The 25,604-nt window shown below is 67.3% G+C and carries 22 protein-coding genes and 1 pseudogene; 12 read left to right on the forward strand and 11 right to left on the reverse strand.

Annotated elements, in window-relative coordinates:
* Window positions 1–32 precede the first annotated feature (32 nt).
* The 7 genes from AC4AMJ_RS22600 to AC4AMJ_RS22630 all read left to right on the forward strand — a co-directional run bounded on the left by AC4AMJ_RS22600 (window position 33) and on the right by AC4AMJ_RS22630 (window position 6,967).
* On the forward strand, window positions 33–269 hold the full coding sequence (locus AC4AMJ_RS22600; protein ID WP_489898896.1) for an acyl carrier protein: 237 nt from the start codon (window positions 33–35) through the stop codon (window positions 267–269).
* 60 nt (window positions 270–329) lie between these two features.
* Entirely contained in the window at window positions 330–1,616 is a 1,287-nt protein-coding gene (locus tag AC4AMJ_RS22605; RefSeq protein WP_489914845.1) for a competence/damage-inducible protein A, read from the forward strand.
* A 121-nt stretch (window positions 1,617–1,737) separates the two neighbouring features.
* Window positions 1,738–2,847 (forward strand): polyprenyl synthetase family protein, encoded by a 1,110-nt coding sequence (locus AC4AMJ_RS22610; RefSeq protein ID WP_489898894.1) that lies wholly within the window; start codon window positions 1,738–1,740, stop codon window positions 2,845–2,847.
* The gene (locus AC4AMJ_RS22615) at window positions 2,844–3,530 is read left to right on the forward strand and encodes a monooxygenase (RefSeq protein WP_489898893.1); all 687 of its coding nucleotides are present in this window, start codon (window positions 2,844–2,846) and stop codon (window positions 3,528–3,530) included. Before AC4AMJ_RS22610 ends, AC4AMJ_RS22615 begins: the two co-directional genes overlap by 4 nt.
* A gap of 68 nt (window positions 3,531–3,598) precedes the next feature.
* Window positions 3,599–4,363 carry a carotenoid biosynthesis protein gene (locus tag AC4AMJ_RS22620; RefSeq protein WP_489900717.1) on the forward strand — a complete coding sequence of 255 codons (765 nt, stop codon included), beginning with the start codon at window positions 3,599–3,601 and terminating at the stop codon, window positions 4,361–4,363.
* Window positions 4,350–5,483 carry a glycosyltransferase family 2 protein gene (locus AC4AMJ_RS22625; protein WP_489914847.1) on the forward strand — a complete coding sequence of 378 codons (1,134 nt, stop codon included), beginning with the start codon at window positions 4,350–4,352 and terminating at the stop codon, window positions 5,481–5,483. Before AC4AMJ_RS22620 ends, AC4AMJ_RS22625 begins: the two co-directional genes overlap by 14 nt.
* Window positions 5,480–6,967: a phytoene desaturase family protein gene (locus tag AC4AMJ_RS22630; RefSeq protein WP_489914849.1), complete on the forward strand. Its 1,488-nt coding sequence runs from the start codon at window positions 5,480–5,482 to the stop codon at window positions 6,965–6,967. The genes AC4AMJ_RS22625 and AC4AMJ_RS22630 overlap by 4 nt, the downstream gene beginning before the upstream one ends.
* A gap of 673 nt (window positions 6,968–7,640) precedes the next feature.
* On the opposite strand, the gene crtI is transcribed toward AC4AMJ_RS22630, so the two are convergent.
* The 10 genes from crtI to AC4AMJ_RS22680 form a co-directional block, all read right to left on the reverse strand.
* Window positions 7,641–9,227, reverse strand: a complete 1,587-nt coding sequence (gene crtI, locus AC4AMJ_RS22635; RefSeq protein ID WP_489914851.1) for a phytoene desaturase family protein — start codon at window positions 9,225–9,227, stop codon at window positions 7,641–7,643.
* Window positions 9,224–10,159, reverse strand: coding sequence for a phytoene/squalene synthase family protein (locus AC4AMJ_RS22640; RefSeq protein ID WP_489898889.1), 936 nt, complete (start codon window positions 10,157–10,159; stop codon window positions 9,224–9,226). Before AC4AMJ_RS22640 ends, crtI begins: the two co-directional genes overlap by 4 nt.
* 5 nt (window positions 10,160–10,164) lie before the next feature.
* Entirely contained in the window at window positions 10,165–10,704 is a 540-nt protein-coding gene (gene idi / locus AC4AMJ_RS22645; protein WP_489914853.1) for an isopentenyl-diphosphate Delta-isomerase, read from the reverse strand.
* A 131-nt stretch (window positions 10,705–10,835) separates the two neighbouring features.
* Window positions 10,836–10,991, reverse strand: a complete 156-nt coding sequence (locus AC4AMJ_RS22650; protein ID WP_489900716.1) for a DUF6131 family protein — start codon at window positions 10,989–10,991, stop codon at window positions 10,836–10,838.
* A gap of 84 nt (window positions 10,992–11,075) precedes the next feature.
* Window positions 11,076–11,519, reverse strand: coding sequence for a nitroreductase/quinone reductase family protein (locus AC4AMJ_RS22655; RefSeq protein ID WP_489898887.1), 444 nt, complete (start codon window positions 11,517–11,519; stop codon window positions 11,076–11,078).
* Window positions 11,520–12,328: 809 nt separating this feature from the next.
* Complete coding sequence (locus AC4AMJ_RS22660) at window positions 12,329–13,531, reverse strand: alpha/beta hydrolase family protein (protein ID WP_489898886.1); 1,203 nt, start codon at window positions 13,529–13,531, stop codon at window positions 12,329–12,331.
* A 56-nt stretch (window positions 13,532–13,587) separates the two neighbouring features.
* Entirely contained in the window at window positions 13,588–14,586 is a 999-nt protein-coding gene (locus AC4AMJ_RS22665) for a cyclase family protein (protein ID WP_489914855.1), read from the reverse strand.
* The gene (locus tag AC4AMJ_RS22670; protein ID WP_489914857.1) at window positions 14,576–15,604 is read right to left on the reverse strand and encodes a fumarylacetoacetate hydrolase family protein; all 1,029 of its coding nucleotides are present in this window, start codon (window positions 15,602–15,604) and stop codon (window positions 14,576–14,578) included. Before AC4AMJ_RS22670 ends, AC4AMJ_RS22665 begins: the two co-directional genes overlap by 11 nt.
* 593 nt (window positions 15,605–16,197) lie before the next feature.
* Window positions 16,198–17,175 (reverse strand): VOC family protein, encoded by a 978-nt coding sequence (locus AC4AMJ_RS22675; protein WP_489914859.1) that lies wholly within the window; start codon window positions 17,173–17,175, stop codon window positions 16,198–16,200.
* 31 nt (window positions 17,176–17,206) lie between these two features.
* Complete coding sequence (locus tag AC4AMJ_RS22680) at window positions 17,207–18,328, reverse strand: FAD-dependent oxidoreductase (protein WP_489898882.1); 1,122 nt, start codon at window positions 18,326–18,328, stop codon at window positions 17,207–17,209.
* An 88-nt stretch (window positions 18,329–18,416) separates the two neighbouring features.
* Between AC4AMJ_RS22680 and AC4AMJ_RS22685 the strand changes: the two genes are divergently transcribed.
* The 3 genes from AC4AMJ_RS22685 to AC4AMJ_RS22695 all read left to right on the forward strand — a co-directional run bounded on the left by AC4AMJ_RS22685 (window position 18,417) and on the right by AC4AMJ_RS22695 (window position 21,034).
* Complete coding sequence (locus tag AC4AMJ_RS22685) at window positions 18,417–19,352, forward strand: LysR family transcriptional regulator (protein WP_489898881.1); 936 nt, start codon at window positions 18,417–18,419, stop codon at window positions 19,350–19,352.
* A gap of 147 nt (window positions 19,353–19,499) precedes the next feature.
* Window positions 19,500–20,243, forward strand: a complete 744-nt coding sequence (locus tag AC4AMJ_RS22690) for an SDR family NAD(P)-dependent oxidoreductase (RefSeq protein WP_489898880.1) — start codon at window positions 19,500–19,502, stop codon at window positions 20,241–20,243.
* Window positions 20,240–21,034, forward strand: coding sequence for an SDR family NAD(P)-dependent oxidoreductase (locus AC4AMJ_RS22695; protein ID WP_489898879.1), 795 nt, complete (start codon window positions 20,240–20,242; stop codon window positions 21,032–21,034). The genes AC4AMJ_RS22690 and AC4AMJ_RS22695 overlap by 4 nt, the downstream gene beginning before the upstream one ends.
* Window positions 21,035–21,151: 117 nt before the next feature.
* On the opposite strand, the pseudogene AC4AMJ_RS22700 reads toward AC4AMJ_RS22695, so the two are convergent.
* Window positions 21,152–21,949: pseudogene (locus AC4AMJ_RS22700) on the reverse strand (EamA family transporter); the annotation flags it as partial.
* Between the two features lie 117 nt (window positions 21,950–22,066).
* Here AC4AMJ_RS22700 and AC4AMJ_RS22705 point away from each other — a divergent pair.
* Together AC4AMJ_RS22705 and helR are read left to right on the forward strand one after the other, a co-directional pair.
* Window positions 22,067–23,005 (forward strand): LysR family transcriptional regulator, encoded by a 939-nt coding sequence (locus tag AC4AMJ_RS22705; RefSeq protein WP_489898878.1) that lies wholly within the window; start codon window positions 22,067–22,069, stop codon window positions 23,003–23,005.
* A 157-nt stretch (window positions 23,006–23,162) separates the two neighbouring features.
* Window positions 23,163–25,310: an RNA polymerase recycling motor ATPase HelR gene (gene helR, locus AC4AMJ_RS22710; RefSeq protein ID WP_489898877.1), complete on the forward strand. Its 2,148-nt coding sequence runs from the start codon at window positions 23,163–23,165 to the stop codon at window positions 25,308–25,310.
* Window positions 25,311–25,604: the final 294 nt, after the last annotated feature.

Here is a 25,604-nt window from a genome sequence, read left to right on the forward strand (position 1 = left end):
TCATTGTGGCTCTCGGGGGAGGACGAACCATCATGACGAAAGAGCATCTGGTGTCGCTGGTCAGAGAGGCGATCGCGGACGTGCTGTGGCTGCCACCCACCGCTCTCGACGCGTATACCGAGCTGTCGGAGTACGGGCTGGACTCGATCTCCGCGATCGACCTGACCGTCCAGCTCGAAGAGGTCTTCGACATCCGCATCCCGCATCGGGACACCCGCGAACTGATCAGCGTCGATCGCATCGTCACCTACATCCAAAAGGTCGCGTGATCGTCGACGAGCACACCTGAGTGGGCGACTCACCGGTGATCGATGGATAGAGTCGACCGGGTGAGCGTGCGCGCGGGGATCGTGGTCACCGGGACCGAGGTGTTGTCGGGGCGGGTCACCGACCGGAACGGTCCGTGGGTGGCCGGACAGCTACTGGATGCCGGGGTCGACGTCGCACACATCACCATCTGCGGTGATCGGCCCGCCGACCTGATCGCGCAGCTGCAGTTCCTGACCGATGAGCATGTCGATCTCATCGTCACCACCGGCGGTCTCGGACCGACGGCCGACGATCTCACCGTTGCCGCGGTCGCCGAGTTCTGTGGTCGTCCGCTCGAACTCGACACCGACCTCGAGGCCCACATCGCCGACATCATCGGGGCGTGGATGCGCCGCCGGAACGCCGACCCGGATTCGGAGAATCTGCGTGCGGGAACCCGCAAGCAGGCGCTCGTTCCCGTCGGCGCCACACCGATCCCGCCGACCGGTACCGCCCCCGGAGTCGCCGTGCCGGCCACCACCGGCGACGCCCGGTCGACGCCGGCCATCCTCGTTCTCCCCGGGCCGCCCCGCGAGTTGCGCGCGATGTGGCCCGCGGCGATGGCCGCCGCGCCCGTGGCCGACGCGTTGGCGGGCCGCATCGAGCTACAGCAGGAGATCATCCGCGGGTACGGCTTGTCCGAGCCCGACCTCGCGGCGACGCTGCGACTGGCCGAACAGCAGGTGACCGGATTCGCCGAGCTCGAGATCACCACCTGCCTGCGCATGGGTGAACTGGAGATGGTCACGCGCTTCCCAGACGCCGCCGCGGGCGCCTACCGCGACCTGTCCGACGTGATCCGCGAACATCATGGGAACCAGGTCTTCTCGACCGACGGCTCGACGATCGACGATCTCGTCGCCGCGGCCCTGTCCGGCCGCACCGTCGCCACCGCGGAATCGTGCACCGGCGGGATGGTCGCGGCTCGCCTCACCGATCGCCCCGGATCGTCGGCCTACGTCGTGGGCGGGGTGGTTGCCTACGCGAACGAGACGAAGACCGGTCAGCTCGATGTCCCCGCCGAGCTGATCGCCGAACACGGTGCCGTGAGCGAACAGGTGGCCGCGGCGATGGCCGACGGTGCCGTGCGTCGACTCGGCGCCGACGTCGCGGTCTCCACGACAGGTGTGGCCGGCCCGGGTGGTGGCACCGATGCGAAGCCGGTCGGCACCGTCTGTTTCGGTGTGGCCGTCGCCGGACGACCGACCACCACGCGGACGCGCTACTTCCCCGGGGACCGGGCCAACGTCCGCAGCCTCTCCACCGTCGCCGCCATGCACATGCTCGCCGAGATACTCGCGGACTGAGTTGGGCGCGACACCGCCGGCCACCGATCTCCCCGCATACGGTCATCCATTTGGCCGTCGGCTCCGAACACCTGCCGTGACGCCGATCCATACCCAGCATCCGCGTGCGCAAACAGGCACGGTGGCCGCCGCCCCGGACGCCGGAGAGCGCCGCGACAGTACGATCCGCGCGCTCGGTGAACGCGACCTGGCGCAGGTCAACGCCCTGTTGCGCGAGCAGTTGGACGGTCATGCCGCCGTCCTCACCGGCGTGCACGGCGACCTCACGGAGGTGACCGCAGCCCTCGAGCGGGCCGCCTCGCGCGGCAAGCGTCTGCGCGCGTCCTTCTGCCTGTGGGGTGCGCGAGGCGCCGCTGCGGGCGAGTTGCCGCCGGGCGCCGTCGAGACGGCAGCCGCCATCGAACTGTTTCACCTCGCCGCACTCGTCCACGACGACGTCATGGACCACAGTGATCACCGCCGAGGACTGCGCACCGTGCACGGCCACTTCGCAGATCTCCACCACCACGGCCGGCGGTCCGGCGACGCCGCAGCCTACGGCGAGGCCGTGGCCATCCTGGTCGGCGACCTCTGCCTCACCTGGTCCGACGATGTCCTCACCGACGGTGTTGCCGGCCTCGAGCGTCCGACCCGCGACGCACTACGCCGGATGTGGTCGACGATGCGCGACGAAGCGATCGCCGGGCAGTTTCTCGACGTCGACGCCCAGACCCGCGCGTGGACGTCGGTCACGACTGCACGGCTGGTCCTGCGGTTCAAGAGCGCCAAGTACACCGTCTCGCACCCGCTGCGCATGGGTGGTGCGCTGGCCGGCGCCGATGCCGACATTCTCGCCGCCTACGACGACATCGGCCTGGCCGCCGGCGAGGCCTTTCAATTGCGCGACGACCTCCTCGGCGTCCTCGGGGACCCGCAGGTGACCGGCAAGCCCACGATCGATGACATCCGAGAAGGCAAACGCACCTTGCTGATCGGCCTCGCCGAAGAACACGCCGGACGGGTGCAGCGGCGGATCCTCGATGACAGCCTGGGCAATCCCGACGTCACCGATTGCCAGGTGGCGCAAGTATGCGAGGTGCTTCGTGACACCGGAGCGGTCGACATGGTGGAGGACCGGATCACCCAGCTCGCCGGCGAAGCCTTCGATCGCATCGACCGGGTCGAGATCGACGAGGTGGCCCGTCACGCACTGACCGCCCTGGTCACCCGGTGCGTGTGGCGTTCGGCATGACCGCACCGGCGGTGGAGTTACGGGTCTGGGGTGTGGACCGTGTCGGGCCGGCACTTCGTCGTATGGCCATGGATCGTCGGCGGATGCGCGACCTACCGGGTCTGCGCTTCGCCAAACTCCTGGGGACGGGGTCGGCACGCAGCTTCACCCCGCGCGATGCCGATCCGCGGCACTGGGCGCTGCTCACTGTCTGGGACGACGACGCCGCCGCCGATGCGGGCGGGCAGAGTGCCGTCATCGACGACTGGCGGATGGCGAGCCGCGAGGAACTGCGGGTCCGTATGCGACCGTTGCGATCCCGTGGACGTTGGGCGGGTGTCGAACCGTTCGGCGACCATCCGACCGACACCACCTGGTCGGGTCCGGTCGCGGCCATCACCCGTGCCAGGCTGCGGCCCACCCGGATGGTCTCCTTCTGGCGTTCGGTCCCGCCGGTGGTGTCCGAGTTGAGCAACGCGCCGGGACTGATGTTCGCGCTGGGCGTCGGCGAGGCACCGATCGGCCTGCAGGGCACGTTCTCGATCTGGGATTCCACCGCCGATCTCACCGACTTCGCCTACCGGTCACGCGCACACAGGTCGGCGGTGCGGCGGACCGAGCCCGCGCGCTGGTACGCCGAGGAGTTCTTCGCGCGCCTGGCGGTGATCGACATGACCGGCGAGTATGAGAGCGACAAGCGGTGAGTCCGTTCATGTTCCGGACGGCGAGCAGTCCGGCGAGCGCACCCGCGAGGGGTTCGGCCCGACCACGGATGTGGGCCGGATGGATGCTGTTCGGATGTGCGTTCGTCGTGCAGGCCGCGTTCCCGTACACCGACGGGGGGACCTCGCTCCTCACGGCGGCGAGCGTGCTGTTCCTGACCGGCGCCGTGCTCGCCCATGTCGTCGTCAGCCGCGGAGTGCGGTCGGCGATCGCCCTGGCGGTCGTCGCGGGCGGCGGCGGCCTCCTGGCGGAAACCGTGGGCGTCCACACCGGAATCCCCTTCGGCCAGTACACCTACACCGGCACGCTGGGCCTCGAGGTGGCCGGGGTGCCGGCGCTGGTTCCGCTCGCCTGGATCATGATGGCCTGGCCGGCACTGGCCGTCGCACGTCGTCTCGTCGGCCGAAACGGTCGCCTGCTCACCGCCGTGGTCGGGGCATGGGCGCTGACCGCGTGGGATGTGTTCCTCGATCCGCAGATGGTGGACCAGGGCCACTGGATCTGGGCGAGCCCGCATCCCGCACTCCCCGGCGTGGCCGGCATTCCGGTGACCAACTTCCTGGGCTGGCTGCTGGTGTCGTTTCTGATGATGGTCGCGTTGGACCGACTGATCAGTGCCCCGGCACCCACCGACATCGGCGCGGACACGCTGCCGATCACCATCTATCTGTGGACGTATGTGTCGTCGGTGATCGCCCACGCGCTGTTCTTCGGGCGGCCCCCGGTGGCGATCGTCGGTGGTGTGCTGATGGGTGTCGTCGCGGTTCCGTTGGCGATCAAGCTGTTCCGAGGTGACACCCGTGCAACGAACTGATCTGTGGCGCAGCCTGGTTCACGTGGGCACCTGGGGTGCACTCGCATCGCTGGCGCTGACCCTCGACAACACACGACGCATCCGACGACCCGACCCGCGGGCAGTACCGGCACCGGAACCGCTCACCGTCCTCGTGCCGATGCGCAACGAATCCGCCAATGTCGTCGCCTGTCTCACGGCCATCTCCGCTGCCGTCGCCCGGTGGCCGGGACCCGCCCGGGTCGTGGTGATCGACGACGAATCCACCGACGGCACCGGCGCCGCGCTCGCGGCGCTCGCCGCTGCCGACCCGCGCATCGAGGTACACGGTGGGCGCCCGACCCCGGCTGGCTGGCTCGGCAAACCATGGGCCTGCCACCAACTGTCCGAGCATGCGACGAGCACCGGAATCCTGGCCTTCGTCGACGCTGACGTTCGGGTTGCGCCGCAGGCGTTCGTCGCGTCGGCGGCCGTCCTGCGTGAGAGCGGACTCGACCTGCTGTCCCCGTATCCGCGCCAGCATGTCGACGGTCTCGTCGAGTGTCTGGTGCAGCCGCTGCTGCAGTGGTCGTTCATGAGTACGCTGCCCCTCGGGCCAGCCGAGACGTCGGCGCGGCCGTCGCTGGCGGCCGCGAACGGCCAACTGCTGCTGGTCGACGCGGACGCGTATCGGCGTGCGGGTGGCCATGCCGCTGTCCGCGCCGAGGTCCTCGAGGACATCGCTCTGCTGCGCACGCTCAAACGATCCGGTGGTCGCGGGGTGGTCGCCGAGGGCAGCGACGTCGCCACCTGCCGGATGTATGACGGGTGGCGCGAAGTCCGTGCCGGCTACCGGAAGTCGCTGTGGTCGGCATTCGGATCGCTACCCGGGACCGTCGCCGTGACGGCCCTGCTGAACATCGTGTACGTACTGCCCGCGCTGGCGGCGCTGCGCGGTTCGCGGATCGGATTGCTCGGGTACGTCGCCGGTGTCGCGTCGCGGGGAGTCGTGGCCCGACAAACCGGGGGACGATGCTGGCCCGACGTGCTCGCCCACCCTGCCTCGATCATCGCGTTCAGTGTGCTCACCGCCGATTCCGTGGTGGCACGTCAGCGGGGATCGCTGCGATGGAAGGGCCGAGACCTCGAGGTTCACGCATGACGGATGTCGTCGTTGTCGGCGCCGGGGTCGGCGGTCTCGCCGCGGCGGTGCGGTTGCAGGCCCTCGGCCATCGGGTGACCGTGCTGGAGCAGGCACCCGAGGTCGGCGGAAAGCTGGGCGTGGTGCGGCACGACGGATTCGTGTTCGACACCGGGCCGTCCCTGGTGACGATGCCCCACATCCTCGCGGATCTGCTGGCCGCCACCGGGGCCCCGCTCGACGAGGTGTTGCCGTTGGAGCGGCTCGATGTGGCGGCACGCTACCGGTTTCCGGACGGCACCCGACTCGATCTCCCGGGCACTCTCGACGAGATACCGAGTGCACTGGACGCCGCACTCGGACCCGGCTCCGGGGCACAGTGGTCGACGTTTCTCGGTCGGGCACAGGCCATCTGGTCGGCGACGCACGGTCCGTTCCTGGAATCCCCGCTCGGGGTGCGGTCGATGCTGCGTCACGCGCGCCCGACCGATATCGCGACCATCGCACCCTGGCGAACGTTGCGGGGACTGGGCCGGCAGTACCTGCGCGATCCCAGGTTGCGCATGCTGCTGGATCGCTATGCGACCTACACCGGATCCGATCCCCGACGGGCGCCTGCGGCGCTCGCATCGGTGCCGTGGACCGAACAGGCCTGGGGATCCTGGTATGTGCCCGGCGGCCTCGGACGTATCGCAACGGTGTTGCAGGACAGACTGATCGAGCTGGGCGGCAGCGTCGAGGTCGAGACCGGCGTCCGGGAGATCACCGTGGACGGTGGCGGTCGGGTCGATGGTGTGGTGCTCGATGACGGTGCGCACCGGTCCGCCGACCTGGTGGTCGCCAACGCCGATGCTCAGCAGATCTACGAGCGTCTCGTCCGCGCCAAGGCTGCGGCCCGCCCGGCGGCGCGTATCCGGCGGTCCACCGCGTCGCTGTCCGGATTCGTCCTGCTGCTCGCGCTCGACGCCCCGCCCGCCGACCAACCCCATCACCACGTGCTGTTCGCCGAGGACTACGACGCCGAGTTCGATGCGGTGTTCGGCTTCGACGGCCCGCCACGTCCCGTCGAGCGGCCGACCGTCTACATCTCGGCCCCCGACGATCCGGCGATCGTCCCCGGCCCTGGAACGGGCTCGTGGTTCGTCTTGGTCAATGCACCACGCCACGACCCGGCCGCCGGCGTCGACTGGGATCGCGCGGGTCTGGCGGACAGCTACGCGGACCTCGTGCTGCGCGTGATGGCCGAACGCGGCCTCGACATTCGAACCTCGGTGCGCCACCGCATGATCCTGACTCCAGCCGACCTCGAGCGTCGGACCCTCACGCCGGGCGGCTCCATCTACGGAACCTCATCGAACGGCGCCCGGGCGGCATTCCTGCGACCCCGCAACGCTTCCCCGGTGCCGGGCCTCTACCTCGTCGGCGGGTCGGCACACCCCGGCGGTGGGCTGCCTCTGGTGATGCTGTCGGCGCGGATCGTCGCCGAGCTGATCGGGCGTGCGTGAGCGCTGTGGCGAGCGAGCGATGCGTCACCACTCGCTCCCTGAGGAGCCTCGCGAGGAACGAGCGATGCGTCACGAAGGGCGACCCTTCGTGACGATCCTCCGCTAGCGCTCCAGATCTCCTCAGGGACCGGGAAACTCACCCTCCGCAAGCACTTCCGCCCTCAGAGATCGGAAACTCACCCCGGCCACAACCTCCAGCGAATTCGCAACTGCCCCGCTCCCTGAGGAGCCTCGCGAGGAACGAGCGACGCGTCACGAAGGGCGACCCTTCGTGACGATCCTCCGCTAGCGCTCCAGATCTCCTCAGGGACCGGGAAACTCACCCTCCGCAAGCACTTCCGCCCTCAGAGATCGGAAACTCACCCCGGCCACAACCTCCAGCGAATTCGCAACCGCCCCGCTCCCTGAGGAGCCTCGCGAGGAACGAGCGACGCGTCCCCCCTTTTTCGCCCCCTGAGGAGCCTCGCGAGGAACGAGCGACGCGTCACGAAGGGCGACCCTTCGTGACGATCCTCCGCTAGCGCTCCGGATCTCCTCAGGGATCGAGAAACTCACCTTCCGCTAGCGCTCCGGATCTCCTCAGGGATCGAGAAACTCACCTTCCGCTAGCACTTCCGTCCTCAGGGACCGGGAACTCCTTCTCCGCAGCAACTTCCAGCGAACGAGCGAAGGGTCACCGACGCGACGGCCCGACAGATCGGTCTCCGCGCAGTCGCTTGCGCACGAGTTCCGCGCTGATCAGGCACATCGGCAGCCCGATCCCGGGAGTCGTGCTCGCGCCCGCGTAGAACAAGCCGTCCACCTTGCGCGACCGGTTGGTCGCCCGGAAGAACGCACTCTGGCGCAGCGTGTGAGCGGGCCCCAATGCTCCCCCGCACCAGGCGTTGAAGTCGCGGTCGAAGTCGGCCGGCCCCATGGTCTTTCGGACCATGATCCGATCGCGCAGGTCGGGGATGTCGGCCCACTTCGCGACCAGGTCGATCGCACGGTCGGCGGTCTGCTCGACCACCTCAGAGCCCGCGCCGTCGACTCCCCCGCCGCCGAGTCCGGGGTCGGGCGGAACGGGCACGAGGATGAACAGGTTCTCGTGGCCCGGTGGGGCAACCGTCTCGTCGGTCGCCGACGGACGGCACACATAGATCGAGGCAGGATCGGGTACACGCGTGGGGCTTTCGAAGATCGCGTCGAAGTTCGTGGTCCAGTCCCTGGTGAAGAACAACGAATGATGGGCGAGTTCATCCATACCGCCACGCACACCGAGGAACACCAACACGGCACCGGGACCGGAAACGGCGCGATCCCACCACTTCTGGTCGAATGTCTGTTGCTCGGGCGGCAGCAACCGGGTCTCGATGTGATGCAGATCCGCCGCACCGATCACCACGTCCGCCGGCAGCACCCGCGCCTGCCCTGCACCGTCACGGACTGCGACGCCGGCCACCGTTGCACGACGGCGGCCGATCTTCGCCCGGCCGTCTGGGCGTGCGGTGTGGATCGCGGTGGCGGTGGTATCGGTGTGAATCCGCACGCCACGTTCCACTGCGAGCTTCTCCAACGCCTCGGCCAGTCGGACGAATCCACCGTCGGGGTAGCGCACGCCGTCGGCGAGATCGAGCCAACTCATCAGGTGGTACATCGCGGGTGTGCGTTCCGGCGACGACCCGAGGAACACCGAGGGGTATCCGAGGATCTGCCGGATGCGATGGTCGGTGAAGCGAGATGCGATGTGCTCGTCCAGTGTTCGGGTCAGCAGGCCCACGAGCTCGCGAGCGTTCACCAGCACATCGCGGCCCAGAAAGGCCTTCGCGGAGTCGAAGTTGGTGTAGAGGAAGCGTTTCACCGCCAGGTCGTAGGCACGCCGAGCCGACGCGAGATACTCGGCGAACGCCGCCCCGGCACCCGGCTGCAGATCGTCGAACACCGCCCGGTTACGCGCCTCATCGTCGGTGATGTCGACACTTTCCTCGATACCCTCGAAGAACACCCGGTAGCCCGGGTCGAGCCGGATGAGGTCGATCTGTTCGTCGGTGGAAGTGCCGAGCAGTTCGAAGAAGTGATCGAACACCTCCGGCATCAGCCACCATGACGGTCCGGTGTCGAAACGGAAGCCGTCGTATTCCCACGATCCGGCGCGGCCACCCAGATTCGAGTTTTTCTCGACGAGTTCCACGTCGTGGCCATCCGCCGCGAGGAGCGCCGCGGTCGCCAGTCCGGCCACGCCGCCCCCGATCACGACCACTCGCTTCGGACCCGCCCTCACGCGCCCACCGCCGATGCCGGGGCCGCCTGCGCTCGCCGAGGCATTCCGCGTCGTAGTGCTGCCGCCGCCGCGATTCGTGCCTTGCCGGGCTTGGGCACTCGAATCCGATTGCGACATGCCATATCCGGCGGTGTTTCGCGTAGTCGTCGAGCAAGTTCGGCAAACAGGTCGTGCGCGGTGCAGACGGCGATCCGGGTTCCGCTCGGCAAGAGTGGGATGGCGCGAGCGGCGACCGCGAGGTCGCGGTCGATGTCGTCGAGCCAGTACTGCCAGGCCTCGTCGGACGGGTGGTCGGGGTCCAGACCGAACAGGTATCGGCGCCCCAGGTCGTGGCTGTCTTCCCCGAGGTCGCGAAGGAAGTTGATCTTCTGGAATGCCGCGCCGAGTCGGCGGGCGCCCGGCGCCAGCTGGTCGTAGCGCGCTTTCCGGTGGGGCTCGTCGGCGAGGAACGCGTGCACGCACATCAGGCCGACGACCTCCGCGGACCCGTAGATGTAGGTGCCCAGGCTTTCCGCATCGTGCACGGACTGGTCGAGGTCGGCTCGCATCGACGCGAAGAACGGCGCGGTGAGCGCCGTATCGATACCGGCCCTTGACGCGGTTCGCGCAAACGCGTGCACCACGAGGTTGGTGCTGGACCCGGTGGACATGGCCGCGTGGGTCTCGTCCTCCAATGCGTCCAGTGCCGCCCGCCGCTGTGTGACACTCTGACCGGGCCGCGGCGCGTCGACGATTTCGTCGGCCAGCCGCACGAGGGCATAGATGTTGTGCACATCACGACGGATCGGTGCGGCGAGCAGTCGAGACGCGAGCCCGAACGACGAGGAGTAGGACCGGATGACGAGCGCCGCGCTCTCTTCGGCGACGACGTCATAGTGGCGGTAGGGCAACGAATGCACATCGGGCGTGGTGCGACGCACGGATGAGGTCATGGCGATCACCCCGCGAGCCCGCGATACGAATCGGGCCCGAGCACCCGCATCTGGTCGACAAACCACGGAGAAAACGCCCACGGTGTTCGCTCTGCTGCCACACGCACGTCGTCGATGGACGCCCAGATGAAATCCATCACCTCATCGGGGTTGGGCTTGGGCGGTCCGGTCGGTTGGGCGACGAAGACCGGACAGACCTCGTTCTCCACGACTCCGCCGGCGTCGACGGCTCGGTACCGGAAGTCCGGCAGGATGCAGGTCAGCGACCTGACCTGCATCCCCAGCTCGCGTGGCGCGTAGCGACGCACCGCGTCCTCGACTGCCTCACCCGGACGTGGGTGGCCGCAGTACGAGTTGGTCCAGACACCTGGCCACGTGCGTTTGCTGAGCGCGCGGCGAGTCATCAGGATCTGGCCCGCACCATCGACGATGTGACACGAAAATGCCAGGTGAAGCGGGGTGTCCGGCCCGTGCACGCTGATGCGTGACGCCGTCCCGCGCGGCCGCTTCTCGGCGTCTACGAGTACCACGAGATCTTCGGCCATCAACCCGTCCTCCATTCACCGCACCGCGTCTGTGATCCGCGGCTGCGCCGCGGTCACACAGTTCTTCGTTGCCGACGGCGAAGTGGATGGACGGGTTCGATCAGGAGTAACGGTATCCGAGCGGCGCCTGCTCAGTAAAAGTGCTTGCGCCCGCCGACCGCGCGCCCGGTGGCCCCGAGTATGGCCAGGATCGCGCCGACCACCAGCAGGATGATGCCGAGTATCCACAGGATTTGGATGCTAAAGATGAAGCCGAGAACAAGAAGGATGATGCCAAGGATGATCAAGGTAAGCCTCCGATGGCCGGTGTATGTTCTGCTCGACGCTGCTGCAAGCAATTTCACCGTACGCGTCGATTGCCGGATACACCCTCATTCGCCTGAATCTTGGCCGTAACGCAATTCGACGATGGCCAGCGGACGTGACGTTTTTCGCTGATAGCCGCGGTATCGGCCCTTGTTCACCCGATCGACGATGTCCCATCGACGCGCGTAGTCCGGATCGTCGGGGAAGGTCGGCCGAGCGGTCACCGAGAGATGCCGACGACCGACCTGGATCTCACACGCGGGATGCGCGGTGAGATTCCCCAACCAGGCCGGTGGGCGCGGAGAGCCCCCGTTCGACGCGACGACCAAGTAAGTGTCGCCATCCTTGGCGTAGGTGAGAGCCGAACACCGCGTTTGACCCGTGCGTCGGCCCGTATGACGCAGCAGCAGGGTCGGGTTGCCAAGCAGGAGTCGGTGACCGACCCAGCCACCCGAATGCTCATAGATCCACTGATGCGTTTGCAGGGCGCGGATGAACAGGCTCGGCATACCGCAACACTAGTGGTCAACATGCGCGGCCACGATCCCCCAGTCCAGTGGATCCTCGGACGCCGGCGGCGATCTCGATACGGCTCCTCGCCTAGCGGCTCGCAACCTACTCGATCAACGATTGGCCCCGCTGGTCGAGTAGCGGCAAACGAAGTAAGTCGCCAACCGATCAACGGATAGGCCCCCGCTGATCGAGTAGCAGCGAACGTAGTGAGTCGCGTATCGAGACCTCAGAGAGGCCCCGCCGGCCGGATAGCAGCAAACGAAGTCAGTCGCCAACCGACCAACGGATGGACCCCCGCTGGTCGAGTAGCAGCGAACGTAGTGAGTCGCGCATCGAGACCACAGAGAGACCCCGCCGGTCGAATAGCAGCAAACGAAGTCAGTCGCCAACCGACCAACGATTGGCCCCGCTGGTCGAGTAGCAGCGAACGTAGTGAGTCGCGCATCGAGACCACAGAGAGACCCCGCCGGTCGAATAGCAGCAAACGAAGTCAGTCGCCAACCGACCAACGAATGGACCCCGCTGGTCGAGTAGCAGCGAACGTAGTGAGTCGCGCATCGAGACCACAGAGAGACCCCGCCGGTCGAATAGCAGCAAACGAAGTCAGTCGCCAACCGACCAACGATTGGCCCCGCTGGTCGAGTAGCAGCGAACGTAGTGAGTCGCGCATCGAGACCACAGAGAGACCCCGCCGGTCGAATAGCAGCAAACGAAGTCAGTCGCCAACCGACCAACGAATGGACCCCGCTGGTCGAGTAGCAGCGAACGTAGTGAGTCGCGTATCGAGACCACGGATGCGGGCAGATCATTGAGCGCCGGCGGCTACCTCCATCGAACGACCTTCGGCCGCACCGAGTTCGGCGAAGGTGTCGGCCACCCAGTCGGCGACGAAGCTGCTGACATGCCCGAGGTCGTCGAGACCGATGTGCTCGGCGCCGCCTTCCTCGGGAGTGAAGATCCGCAGCTCCCGCTTCGGGCTGTTGACCGCCTGATCGTAGGAACGCTGGGCCATCTCGAGTGGAATCTGTCGGTCGTTGGCGCCGTGCGCGATCAGGAACGGCACGGTGATGTTCTCGACGACACCGTCGAGGTGGACGTCGTCGGCCTTGTCGAGGAAGGTCTCGAGATCGGTCTCGCCCCACACCCACATGACGTGGTCCCAGTAGTGCGGCACCGGACGCTCGCCCTCACGCTCGACACGCCGACGCTGCACCTTGCCCCAGTTGTGGTTGGCGCCCCAGGCGACGCACAGCGCGAGACGCTTCTCGAACGCCGCCGCACGCGGCGCGTAGTAGCCGCCGAGCGACCAGCCGACGATACCGATCCGTGACGCGTCGATCGTCGGGTCGTTCTCGAGGAAATCCACGCATGCAGCGGCCCATTCCTCGGTGTTCACCTGCGAGGTCAGGCCCTGCTCACGCAACGCCTCTCCCGATCCCGGGGTGTCGACCATCAACGTCGCGATGCCGCGCGCGGCGAGTTCGAGGCTGTGCTCGGACAGGTACTGGTGCTCCTTGGTGCTGTCCAGGCCGTTCCACATGATCATCGCCGGTGTCGGACGACCATCGGCGGTGGCCGGCCGGGTGTAGTAGGCCGGGAGTGTGGTGTCGCCGAAGGGGATCTGGACCCGACGGGTCAGCGGATCGTTGAGCTCGAAGGAGCGTTCCAGCAAGGCCATACAGCGCTGATAGGTGCCTTCTCGCTCCGGAGTTCCCGCCTTCTGCATCCGCTCCGCCGAGATCAGATAGCTGGCCGCGCGGGCGTAGGCCTGACCGGCGGTCCGGTTGTGGCCCTTGCGCTCGTCCTCCTCGGCGGCCGCGACCAGCCGGTCGACCATGTCGGTCCAGGTCCGCAGGAAGTCATCCGTACCCGCGTCCTCGTTACCGGAAGCGATGTCGAGCAGCGGACGGCAGGCCCGGTCGACCTCGTCGATGCGGCCCATGCTGTTCAACGTGCCGACGACGGCGAAGTTCCAGACGTAGTTGTTGTCTTTGAAGTATTCGAACATTTCACTTGCTCCTGTTGTGGTGAATCGAAAATCGTTGCTGGGGTGAGCCGGTCCGCTCAGCGGATGGCGATCGGGTTGATCGGCGAGCCCACGGCGCCGGTGATGGGTAGTGGCGGTGCGGCGAGCATGAACTCGTACCGGCCGTCTGCGGCACAGGCGGAGGCGAGGGCGTCGAGGTTCCACATCTCACCGATGTAAAGCCCGATATGCGGGATCACCACCTGGTGCAGCGGCTGGAAGGCGACGTCGAACTCGTTCGGACGAACCTCGAATCCCCAGGTGTCGGTGGCGATCCCGGCGATCTCATGATCGTGCAACCAGTCGGCGGTGGTGAACGAGAGACCGGGCGCGGCTCCGCCGGCGTAGTCTCCCCACCCGTCGCGGAGGGCGCGGGTGAGCTGACCGGTCCGCACGCATACGAAGTCGGCACGTCCAATTGACGCAGTCGCTCCCTGAACGGCGATCGCCTGCTCGAGATGCTCGGTGGTGATCGCGAAACCGTCAGGGAGTTCGCCGTCGTCGCCGATCACCCGACCGACGTCGAGGAGCACACCGCGACCCACCATGCGCTCTGCCGCGGTCTCGATGCCGGTCACCTGATCACCTTCCGACGTCACCACGGCACCCGAGCGGCGACCGTTCCAGGCCCGCCCGTGATCGAAGATGTGTCCCAGCCCATCCCACTGTGTCGAGCACTGCAGGGGCATGGCGATCACGTCGTCGGCGCCACCGATGCCGTGTGGGAACCCCTGCAACCCGGCTTCGGCGTCGACTCCGGTGTCGAGCATGGTGTGCACCGGGTTGGTACGTCTACGCCATCCCTTCTGCGGACCATTCATGTCGAACGGCAATGCAAGGCTGAGTGTCTCGCCGGTACGGACCAATCCGGCGGCGCGAATCCGATCGGCCGCGGTGACATGGTTGAGCGTGCCGTGGACGTCGTCGTCGCCCCAGCGTCCCCAGTTGGAGCATCGTTGCGCCGCCGCGGCGATGGCGCCCTCCGGATCGGTCCGGTCGAGCGCGGTGGTCGACGAGGTCGTGATGTCAGCGGTCATGAGCTTCTCCTGCAATGGCGGACGCCGCGAGTTCGCGCGGAGCATGCTCGGCGCGACGACGGTCCTGGTCGGTCATCCGGGGGGCGGGCAGTCCGGCAGATGCCGGCCTCGGCTCGCCGACGACGTTGCGCAACGTACCGATGCCCTCCACGGTCAATTCCACGACGTCCCCGTCCTGTAGCGGTGCCGGGTCGAGAGTTCCACGCCGACCCCACAATTCGGCGAGGCATCCACCGTTTCCGACTGTGCCCGAACCGAGGACGTCGCCGGGGCGGACGGCGCTGTTGCGGGAGGCGAACGCGATCATCGACGGGAACGACCAGCCCATGTTAGCGGTGACGTCGGTACCGATCGTCTCGCCGTTGATCCGCACTGTGCATGCCAGGTCCAGGAAGCCTTCGGCATCAACGTGGTCGGCGAACTCGTCGGCGGTGACAATGACCGGACCGAGTGAGTTCGCGAAGTCCTTCCCCTTGGCCGGGCCGAGCCCTATCTCCATCTCACGTCGTTGCAGGTCACGGGCCGACCAGTCGTTGAGGATCGTGTAACCGAAGATGAGGTCCCCGGCCGCCTCCACGGTCACATCGCTGCCCGCGCTGCCGACGACGGCCGCCACCTCGAGTTCGATGTCGAGCTGTACCGAACCGCCCGGCGCACGCACGACCGCGTCGGGCCCGGTGACGGTGTAGGGGTTGGTGAAGTAGAAGTGCGGCGCGTCGGTCCAGGCGTCCGGGACGTCGTTCTGACCCTCCATCGAGGCCCGCACACCCTCGACGTGTTCGGCGAACGTGACGAAGTCGCGGATCGTGGGGGGCTGCAACGGTGCCTCGAATGTCGCGTCTGCCAACGCGATGACCTGGCCGTCGTCGACGGCGCGCGCCCCTTCGGCCAACGCCGCGTCGAGTCCGCCGCGGATGACGTCGAGCATCGCCCGGCCCCGGTGCAGCAGGTGGACGGCGTCGTCGGCGACGACCGCGGCACGTGATGCACCGTCGACGGTGACGGTTGCGAACTTCATGATGTTCCTTTCTGGGGTCCGGCCCTTCGTGACGCAGCCTCGCAAGCTCGGCGGCTCCTCAGGGACCGGGGGAAACGACGCCCGCCGGCGCCGTGCTCCTCGGGGAGCGGGGGGAAACGACGCCCGCCGGCGCCGTGTTCCTCAGGGACCGGGGGCGGCGACGCCCGGCTGGCGCCGCGCTCCTCAGCGAGCGACTTCGGTCGGGAGGGTCGTCCCCGTCTCCGGTCCCTGAGGAGACCCGGAGCGCTAGCGGGGTCGTACCCATCCCGGTCCCTGAGGAGACCCGGAGCGCTAGCGGGGTTGTACCCATCCCGGTCCCTGAGGAGACCCGGAGCGCTAGCGGAGGGTCGTCACGAAGGGCGGCCCTTCGTGACGCAGCCTCGCAAGCTCGGCGGCTCCTCAGGGACCGGGGGGACGACGCAGCCTCGCAAGCTCGGCGGCTCCTCAGGGACCGGGGGACGACGCAGCCGCGCAAGCTCGGCCTCCTCAGGGACCGAGGGGACGACGCAGCCTCGCAAGCTCGGCGGCTCCTCAGGGACCGGGGGGACGACGACGCCCCGGCTGCCGTCTCGCTCCTCGGGGAGCGCCGCCGTTCACACGGGCGGGGCGACGAAGAGTCCCTTGTCGGGGTCATTGAACGACTTGCTGGCAACGAATTCGTTCATGGCGTTCGCGGTTCCCCACTGATCGGCGACCTCCGGGTTGCTGAAGTCGTACAGGTGCGGGTGCCAGGTGTCCTCGTCGAGGGTTTCGAGCTCGGTCGTGTACTCCATCGTGTTCCCGTTGGGATCGAGGAAGTACGAGAAGGTGTTGTTGCCGGCCATGTGTCGGCCGGGCCCCCAGATCTTCTCCGCGCCCGATCGCAGGAGCCGGCCGGTGCCGCGCATGTACTCGTCGAGTCCACGCAGTTCGAACGAGGCATGGTGCAGTGCAGCGTGTGGGCCGCGCGCGATCGCCAGCGAGTGGTGAGCGACGTTGGTGCGCATGAACCACATCATCCGGCCCATCCGGGGGTGCATGAGAATGTCGGAGACGCGGAATCCGAAGTGGCGTTCGTAGAACGCAACAGTCTTCTCCGGGTCCGGGCTGTTGATGACGACGTGCGACAGCTTGACCGGGATCGATTCCCCCTCTTCGATTTTCCGGTGTGTTCGCACGCCGACGTCAGCGGAGACCTCGATGGTGCGGCCATCGGCATCGAAGAAGCGGAATCCGTAACCGCCGCCGGGTGTCTGGAGTGTGTCCGGTTCGCCGATCAGGTCGACGCCGTCGCGGCCCAGGCGCACGGCGAGGTCGTCGACAGCGTCGGCGTCGGCCGCACCGAACGAGATGAGGTCCAGGCGTTTGTCGGCCGATTTACGGACGCGCACCGCGTAGCGTTCCGGTGAGCCCTCTGCGGCGAGGTAGGTGACATCACCGTCGGTGCCGATCTCGGTGAGACCCCAGTTGTTCGTGTAGAAGTCGATCTGCTGCTGGTAATCGGGCACGGCGATGCCGACGTGGCGCAGGTGGGTGAACGCGTAGTCGGTCGGCGCGCCTGGTGCGGATTCGTGAACCGTTTCGGTGGTCATGATCTCCTCCGGGTGGGATGTTTGTGCGGAATCAGGCTGGGACGGTGAGCATGGCGGCGATACGACCCATGAGGCCGGGGACATCGCCTTGCTCGTGGTCGAGCATCCAGCGGCCGAGCTGGACCGAGGCGTCGACGACGGCCTTGGCGCGGTCGAAGCGTCGCGCATGGAATTCCGCCCACATGGAGCCGTCGATCGCGTCGTACCTGCCGATGACATCGGCCAGCACCGACGCATCCTCCAGCGCTTGCGCGGCACCTTGCGCGAGCGTGGGAGGACAACTGTGTGCCGCGTCGCCGATGAGCACCACGCGGCCGCGATGCCACGGTCCCTCGACCACGTGGGATTCGAAGCGCGTGTAGTTGATTCGAGACGGATCGGTCATCCCTGCACGGATGTCGTCCCACGGGCCGTGATACTCGGCGGCCAACAACCGCATCTCGGCGAGTGCTTCGTCCGGGCTCAGAGCACTGTGATCCTGAACGTCTTCGACGAGGTAGGCGTACAGACTGTCGTGACCGGTCGGACAGTAACCGGCGATGTAGCAGGCGCCACCGTAGGTGAGCTCGGTCCGGGTCACCGACTCCGGGCGAGGCGCGAACACGCGCCAGATTCCCATCCCGGTCGGCTGCGGCGTCGCGTCGATCCCGATCTGGGCACGCGTCGCCGAGCGCAGGCCGTCGGCGCCGACGACGAGGTCGTACCGGGCGCTGGTCCCATCGTCGAACGTGGCCGCCACCTCGCGATCACTTTGGTCGAGCGCGGTGACGGTGACACCGAACCGGGCCTTGACCCCGACGGATGCGGCGCGCTCCACGAGAATGCGCGCGAGCGTGGGCCGGTACATGCCCATCGTGGCCGGCAGATCGTTGCCGCCGGTGTGCGAGTCGGGCAGTTCGGCGAGCAGGGTGCCATCGGGCGTTCGGAAGCCGAGCGTGTCGAAGGCGTAGCCCTCGGCTCGAACCTCCGCCCACACGCCGATTTCACGAAGGACACGCAATGCGTTGCCCTGCAGAGTGATCCCGGAGCCGAGCGTGGATACGTCGGGCTTGACGTCGACCAGGTCGACGGCGACACCCTGCTCGGCGAGCAGGATCGCCGTGGCGGTCCCGGCGACACCGGCGCCGATGACGAGAACGTTCAGAGATGACATCGTGAGAACTCCTGTTGATGTGGTCCCACCCACAATGAGTCGCCGATCACTATTAGGGAATACCGAATCACCGATAGTCTCTATAGTCATGACTGATAGTTCGAAGCCGGCCGGCGGGGCCCGTCAGCTGCGCAACCTCGACCTGAACCTGCTGGTCGCGCTGGATGCGTTGCTGGACGAGCGCAATGTGTCCAGAGCCGCCGAGCGTCTCGGGGTCAGCCAGCCGAGCACCAGCGCCTCACTGGGCCGACTGCGCCGACACTTCGACGACGAACTGTTGCGGCGCACCGGCAATCGCTACGAACTGACGCCCCTGGCCGCCAATTTGCGGCCACTGACCGCCAGCGCGATCCAGTCCGTCCAGCGGGTGTTCGAGGCCGCCCCGACCTTCGATCCCGCCTCCGCCGACCGAACCTTCACACTCGTCGTGACCGACTACGGGGCACTGCGGGTCGGCGAGCCGCTGGCGAGGATATTGCACGAACGAGCGCCGGGAGCACGACTTCGACTCGAGCAGAACACACCGTACGCAGTCGATCACGCCGACGACACCCTTCGCGCGGTCGACGGAATCGTGATGCCACATGGTTTCATCACCGGAACCCCGTCGATCGACTTCCCGACCGACGAGTGGGTCGTGATCTGCTCGGTCGACAACCCCGACCTCGGAGACCAACTCACCCTCGACGATCTCCGCCGATCCCCGTGGGTGGTGACCTTTCACGGGCCCACCGCGTTCACCCCGGCCCTGCGCCAGCTGCAGATCCTCGGCGTCGAGCCCACCATCGAGGTGGTGGTCGAATCGTTTCTCGCGATTCCCTTCCTCGTCACCGGAACCCGGCGGATCGCTCTGCTGCAGCAGTCGCTCGCCGACAGGCTGAGCCCACTGGCCGGTATTCGCGTCATGGAATGCCCGGGCGATGTCGCGCCGCTGCGAGAAGCATTGTGGTGGCATCCGATTCACTCGACAGATCCCGCCCATCAATGGATGCGCGGGGTCGTCGAGGAGATCGCGTCGACTTGAGACACCCGGTGAGCAGCGACCACCGAAGCTCCACAACCCTGATGCATCCACCTCACCATAGGTGTGATCAATAGCGACTATCGGCAATCGACTGTTCCCAAATGGGTCGGCGTGCACGCACTCTGAGCGTGATCGAGGAGGTGTTCGATGTCCGACCGCGAACGAACCGGCGTCCGAACCGTCGTGGTGACCGGCGCCGGAGGAGGAATCGGAGCTGCGATCGCCGATCGTCTGGCCGCAGCGGGATTACAGGTTGTCGGTCTCGACCGCTCACCGGGCACTGGAGTTCGCCCCTTCGACGTGACCGACCCCGACCGGTGGGCGTCGCTGGCCGACGAGTTGCGTACCGCCGGCATCCACGGCCTGGTCAACTGCGCCGGGATCACCCGCCGCGCTCGCCTGGACACCGTGACGGTCGAGGACATGTCAGCCGCCTACACCGTCAACGTCATCGGGCCGACGCTGGCGATCCAGGCGTTGTCGCCGGTCATGCCGGCGGGTGGATCGATCGTCAACATCGGGTCGATCGCCGCCCTCACCGGGCACTACCCCGTCGCCTACACGACCAGTAAGTGGGCGCTGCGTGGGCTGACGCACACGGCCGCACTTGCACTCGGCGACAGAGGGATACGCGTGAACATCGTCCACCCCGGGTTCATCGACACCCCGATGACGGCCGCCGCCGCCCCCGAGTTCCGTGCTTCGTCGGTGGCCGAGACCACCCTCGGCCGCGCCGGGAGCCGCGATGAGGTCGCCGGTACCGTCGAATACCTGCTCAGCGATGCCGCCGCCTACACCACCGGAGCCGAGATCACCGTCGACGGGGGCGCCACGTCACACGGTGGCGTCAAGTCCATCTCCGACGCATTGCTCGCCGGGAGCACCCGATGAGCGCCGCCTCACCAGCACGGGGCCGCCTCGACGGCAAGGTCGCCGTCATCACCGGAACCGCCGGCGGCCAGGGGCGGGAGGCCGCATCGCGATTCGCGGCCGAAGGCGCCACCGTCTACGGCTGCGACGTCGACATTGCCGGCGGCGCCGAGACCGTCGAACTGGTCACCGCGGCCGGTGGGCGGATGGTAGGCACCCATCCGGTCGATCTGACCGACGACGACGCGGTGCGCCGCTGGATCGACGACGTCGGCGCGGCGGCCGGACACATCGACATCCTGTACGCCAACGCGGGTCTCTGTACGTTCGCGCCGGTGCCCGAGATCGATCTCGAGGACTGGCAGTTCGTCATGTCCCACGAGATCGACCTGGTGTTCCTGCCGATCAAGCACGCGTGGAAATACCTGAGCGCCGCGGAGTCGAGTTCGATCATCCTGGTCGGTTCAACCGCCGGAGTGACCGGATCGGTCACCAACACCCGTCTCGCACACACCGCGTCGAAGGGCGCCGTCATCGCGATGACCAAGCAACTCGCCGCCGAGGGCGCCGCCGTCGGCATCCGCGCCAACTGCATCAGCCCCGGGATGATCCGTACCCCGCAGTCGGAGTCGACCCTGCTCGACGACCGCCACCCGATGCGTGAGATCGCCTCGGCCATCCCACTGGGCCGAATCGGCACACCCACCGACGTCGTCAACTATGCCGTCTTCCTCGCCTCCGACGAATCGGGCTACGTCACCGGCACCAACCTGATGATCGACGGCGGCTGGTCCGCTGTGCTGCCGCACTGAGACTTGCCTCAGCCGAGGCCTTCTGGAGCCGCGGCGCACTCTCGACGCGGTGACGGTCGTGCCGACGCTGGCCAGGATCACCAACGTGATCGCAGCCAGTCGCAAGGCCCCGATCGGCTGGTGCAGCAGCACCCAGCCCGCGAATGCCGCGACGATCGGTTCGAGACTGAGCAGCACGCCGAAGACATGTTTCGGCAGACGACGTAGCGCGGCGAGCTCAAGCGTGTAGGGGATGACCGACGCCAGGAGTGCAACGCCGAGTGCGAAAACGATGATCGTCGGATCGGTCAATGCCGCGGCGGCCCCCGAGATACCCATCGGGGCGACGACCACCGCCGATACCACCAACGCCACCGCGAGGCCGTCGGTGCCCGAAATGCTCTGCCCCACCCGTGAACTGGCAAGGACGTAGCCTGCCCAGAACGTTCCCGCCACCAGCGCCAGTCCGACGCCGACCACATCGAGCGACTCCGCGCTCGTGAAACTCTCGAGTCCGAGCATGCCCATGCCGATGAGGGCGAGCGACACCCAGGCGAAATCAACCGGTCGGCGCGACAGCACGGCGGCCAGGACCAACGGCCCGAGGAACTCGATCGAGACGGCGACCCCGAGTGGCAGTCGGTCGATGGCCGCATAGAACGCGCCGTTCATACCGCCGATCACGACGCCGAACAGGATCACCGAGCGCCATTGGCGAGCGGTCCAGTCACGCACCGACGGCCGGATCACGGCCAGCAGGATGATCGCGGCGAACGCCAACCGCAAGAATGTGGCTCCCCACGAACCGACGGCCGGGAACAGGTGCACCGCCAGCGCGGCACCGAACTGCAACGACACGCAGGAACCCAGGATCAGCCCGACCGCCGGCCCGGTGCGGTCACCAACGCGCGACGCCACTGCCGCACGCGAGGCCATCACGACCACCTCCACCGAAAACTCATCTTGTCAGGATCCCCCGGTGGTTATCATCAGTCCAGTGAATGTTTCTTCCCATTCATCATCAGTTCTACTTACCTATTGGGGAGGAAGTCGATGCTCAATGTCTCGCGCCTACGCATCCTGCGTGAGCTGCACCTGCGGGGAACCCTTGCCCAGGTCGCCGAAGCCCTCTCCTACAGTCCCTCGGCCATCTCCCAGCAACTGACCTTGCTCGAACGCGAGACGGGGGTGACGCTGCTCGAGCACGTGGGACGCCGGGTACGGCTCACCGACGACGCGATCGCCCTCGTCGGCCATACCGATGTCGTGCTGGCACGCCTCGAAGAGGCGGAAGCAGAACTTGCCGCCGCCCTCCCGGCGGTGCGCGGCACACTGCGAATCGCGTCGTTTCAGTCCGTGGTCCTGGAGATCGCTCCGCCGGTCCTGACGCTCCTGGGCCGACGACACCCGGACCTGCAGGTGGAGATCACCCAGCGGCAGGTCGACGCGGCCTACAGCGGGCTGCTGTCGCATGACTTCGACGTGATCCTCGGGGAGGAGTACCCGGGCCTGCCGGACCCGGTGCGCGCCGGCACCGATCGCACAGATCTGGTGCGCGATCCCATCCATCTCGCGATCCCGGCGCACGGACCGCATGCTCGGCAGCCGACCACGATCGCCGAGCTCGGCGACGCGCCGTGGGCGCTGGACCCGCCCGGTACGGCCAGCGGCGATTGGGCTCGCGCGACCTGTCGGGCCGCCGGCTTCGAGCCGCATGTCCGGTTCGAGGGTCCGGACCCGGTGCTGCATGCCCACCTGGTACGGACCGGGCACGCCCTGGCGTTCACCACCGGACTGATGGAGGGTGAGCGGCTGGCGGGGACGCTGTTGGTCGCGCTGCCCGGTGATCCGCAGCGCATCCTCTACACGGCCGTTCGTGCTGGCCGGGCGCGGCATCCCGCGGTCGTCGCGTTCCGCGAGGCGCTGGCCGAGGTCGCGGCCGAACGTCAGCCTCCGACGCCCACGGTGCGGGTACGGTTCGGAGAAGTGTGAGTTGGCCGATCGGCCGATGATTGCGGACTGAACGAATCCCCTTGCCCCTTCTAACTTATAGCGTGGATGGGGGCTTGCGGCAAGGCCCCCGTGGCGGTGCAGAATCGTGTCCTCGCAGCTGAACACCTACTTCTGACCATTGCCTGGAGCCGCATACATGACCCCTGACACCACCGGTGTGTTCAATCTCCTCGATCACCCCGCCAAGGCGGACCCGGCGTTTGTCGTCGACGATGAACGCCATTTCCGTGCCATGAGCCGGCGGATGGCGGAGTCGATCGCCGAACTGTCCGAGCGCCTCGATGTCCTGCTGAAGGCCCCCGGCCGCAAGGGCAAGCAAGCCATCGAACGTGACCTGGAGATCCATGAGGTCACCAAGCGCCTACGGACCCTGCGGCGCTTCAGCCTCGACCTCTGCTTGGGCCGGATGGTCGGCGAGGACGGTGCATCCCGCTACATCGGCCGACTCGGCCTGACCGATCCGAGCGGCGAGCAGCTGCTGATCGACTGGCGCACGCCGGCGGCGGAGCCCTTCTTCGCGGCGACTTCCGCCAACCCGATGGGGTTGGCAAGCCGCCGCCGCTACCGCTGGGCGCACGGACGGATCAGAGATTTCTGGGACGAGGTGTTCACGCCGGGTGGGCTGAACGGGCACGTCGCGCTCGACGACGATTCCGCGTTCATCGCCAGTCTCGGGACCAGCCGTTCGCCGCGCATGCGCGATGTGCTGGGCACCATCGCGGCCGATCAGGATGCCATCATCCGCGCCGGATCGCGTGGCGCGCTCGTCGTCGACGGCGGTCCCGGAACCGGCAAGACCGTGGTCGCCCTGCATCGCGCCGCCTACCTGCTCTACGCCGATCCACGACTTGCCGGGAACCGGGGTGGAGTGCTCGTCGTCGGTCCACACGACCCGTATCTCGCCTACGTTGCCGACGTCCTGCCCAGCCTGGGCGAGGAAGGCGTGCAGACATGCACTTTGCGCGACATGCTGCCCGAAGGCGACAGCGCGACGATTGACTCCGATCCCTTGGTCGTGCAACTGAAGTCGGACGCCCGGATGGTGGACGCCGTCGAAACCGCAGCGAGATGGTACGAGGAGCCCCCGAACGAGAGCTTCGTCGTCGAGACCTACTGGGATGAGGTGACACTCCGCGCGACGGACTGGCGCGCCATCTTCGACGTCGTCGAACCGGGCACACCGCACAACGAGGCCCGCGATCAGATCTGGGACGAGTTGGTCACCACCGTGCTCGACAGGCACCGCAACCCGGACGTGTCTGTCACCATGCTACGAAAGTCGTTGGGGCAGAACGCTGAACTGTCCAAGGCGGTCAACCGGGCATGGCCACTTCTCGAATCGACGGACCTCATCGCGGACCTGTGGTCGGTGCCGGCATTTCTCAGGATGTGCGCTCCGTGGCTGTCTCGCGAAGAAGTGACCGCACTGCAACGAGATGCCCCCTACGAGTGGACCATGTCGGACCTCCCTCTGCTGGACGCAGCGCGCCGGCGGCTGGGCGATCCGGAGTCGTCACGTCGTCGACGTCGGCGCGACGCCGTGCTGGCCGCCGAGCGCGAACGCATGGATGACGTGGTGTCGGACCTCATCGACTCGAACACCTACGACGACGGCGAGGGCCTGATGAGCATGTTGCGCCAGGGCGATCTGCGCGACAGCCTCGTCGACGAATCGGCTGTCGCACACCCGGAACCGGACCTGCTCGCCGGGCCCTTCGCGCACATCATCGTCGATGAGGCGCAGGAGCTGACAGATGCGGAATGGCAGATGTTGTTGTCGCGCTGCCCCTCGCGAAGTTTCACCATCGTCGGCGACCGGGCTCAGTCGCGACGCGGATTCACCGAATCGTGGCGCGAGCGACTCGAGCGCGTCGGACTCCGCCACGTCACGATGGCATCGCTGAGCGTCAATTACCGGACGCCGGAGGAGGTGATGGTCGAGGCGGAGCCGGTGATCCGCGCGGCACTTCCCGACGCGAACGTGCCGACCTCCATCCGGAGCAGCGGAATCCCTGTCGCACAACGGGACACGTCCGACCTGCGGGCGGTCGTCGACGCGTGGCTGGCCGACAATGACGAGGGAATCGGTTGCGTCATCGGCGATCCGGAATTCGCGGGCACGTCGCGAATTCGATCGCTGTCACCCGAGCACGCCAAGGGCCTCGAGTTCGACCTCGTCGTCCTCGTGAATCCGGAGCGTTTCGGTTCCGGGATCACCGGCGCGGTGGACCGATATGTGGCGATGACCCGTGCCACGCGGGAGCTGGTGATCCTGCAGGATTGACTCGCCGGACAGTTCTTCCCCCGTGTATCTCCTCTTGCGAACCTCACCGCGGTCCCCGAGGAGCGAGCCTGCGAACCCCACCCCGGTCCCTGAGGAGCGAGCCTGCGAACCTCACCCCGGTCCCTGAGGACCGAGCTTGCGAACCTCACCCCGGTCCCTGAGGAGCGAGCCTGCGAACCTCACCCCGGTCCCCGACGAGCGAGCCTGCGAACCCCACCCCGGTCCCTGAGGAGCGAGCCTGCGAGCGTCACGAAGGGCGCCCCTTCGTGACGCCTCGCTCGTACCTCGCGACGC

Source organism: Gordonia sp. LMA484 (assembly GCF_058129505.1).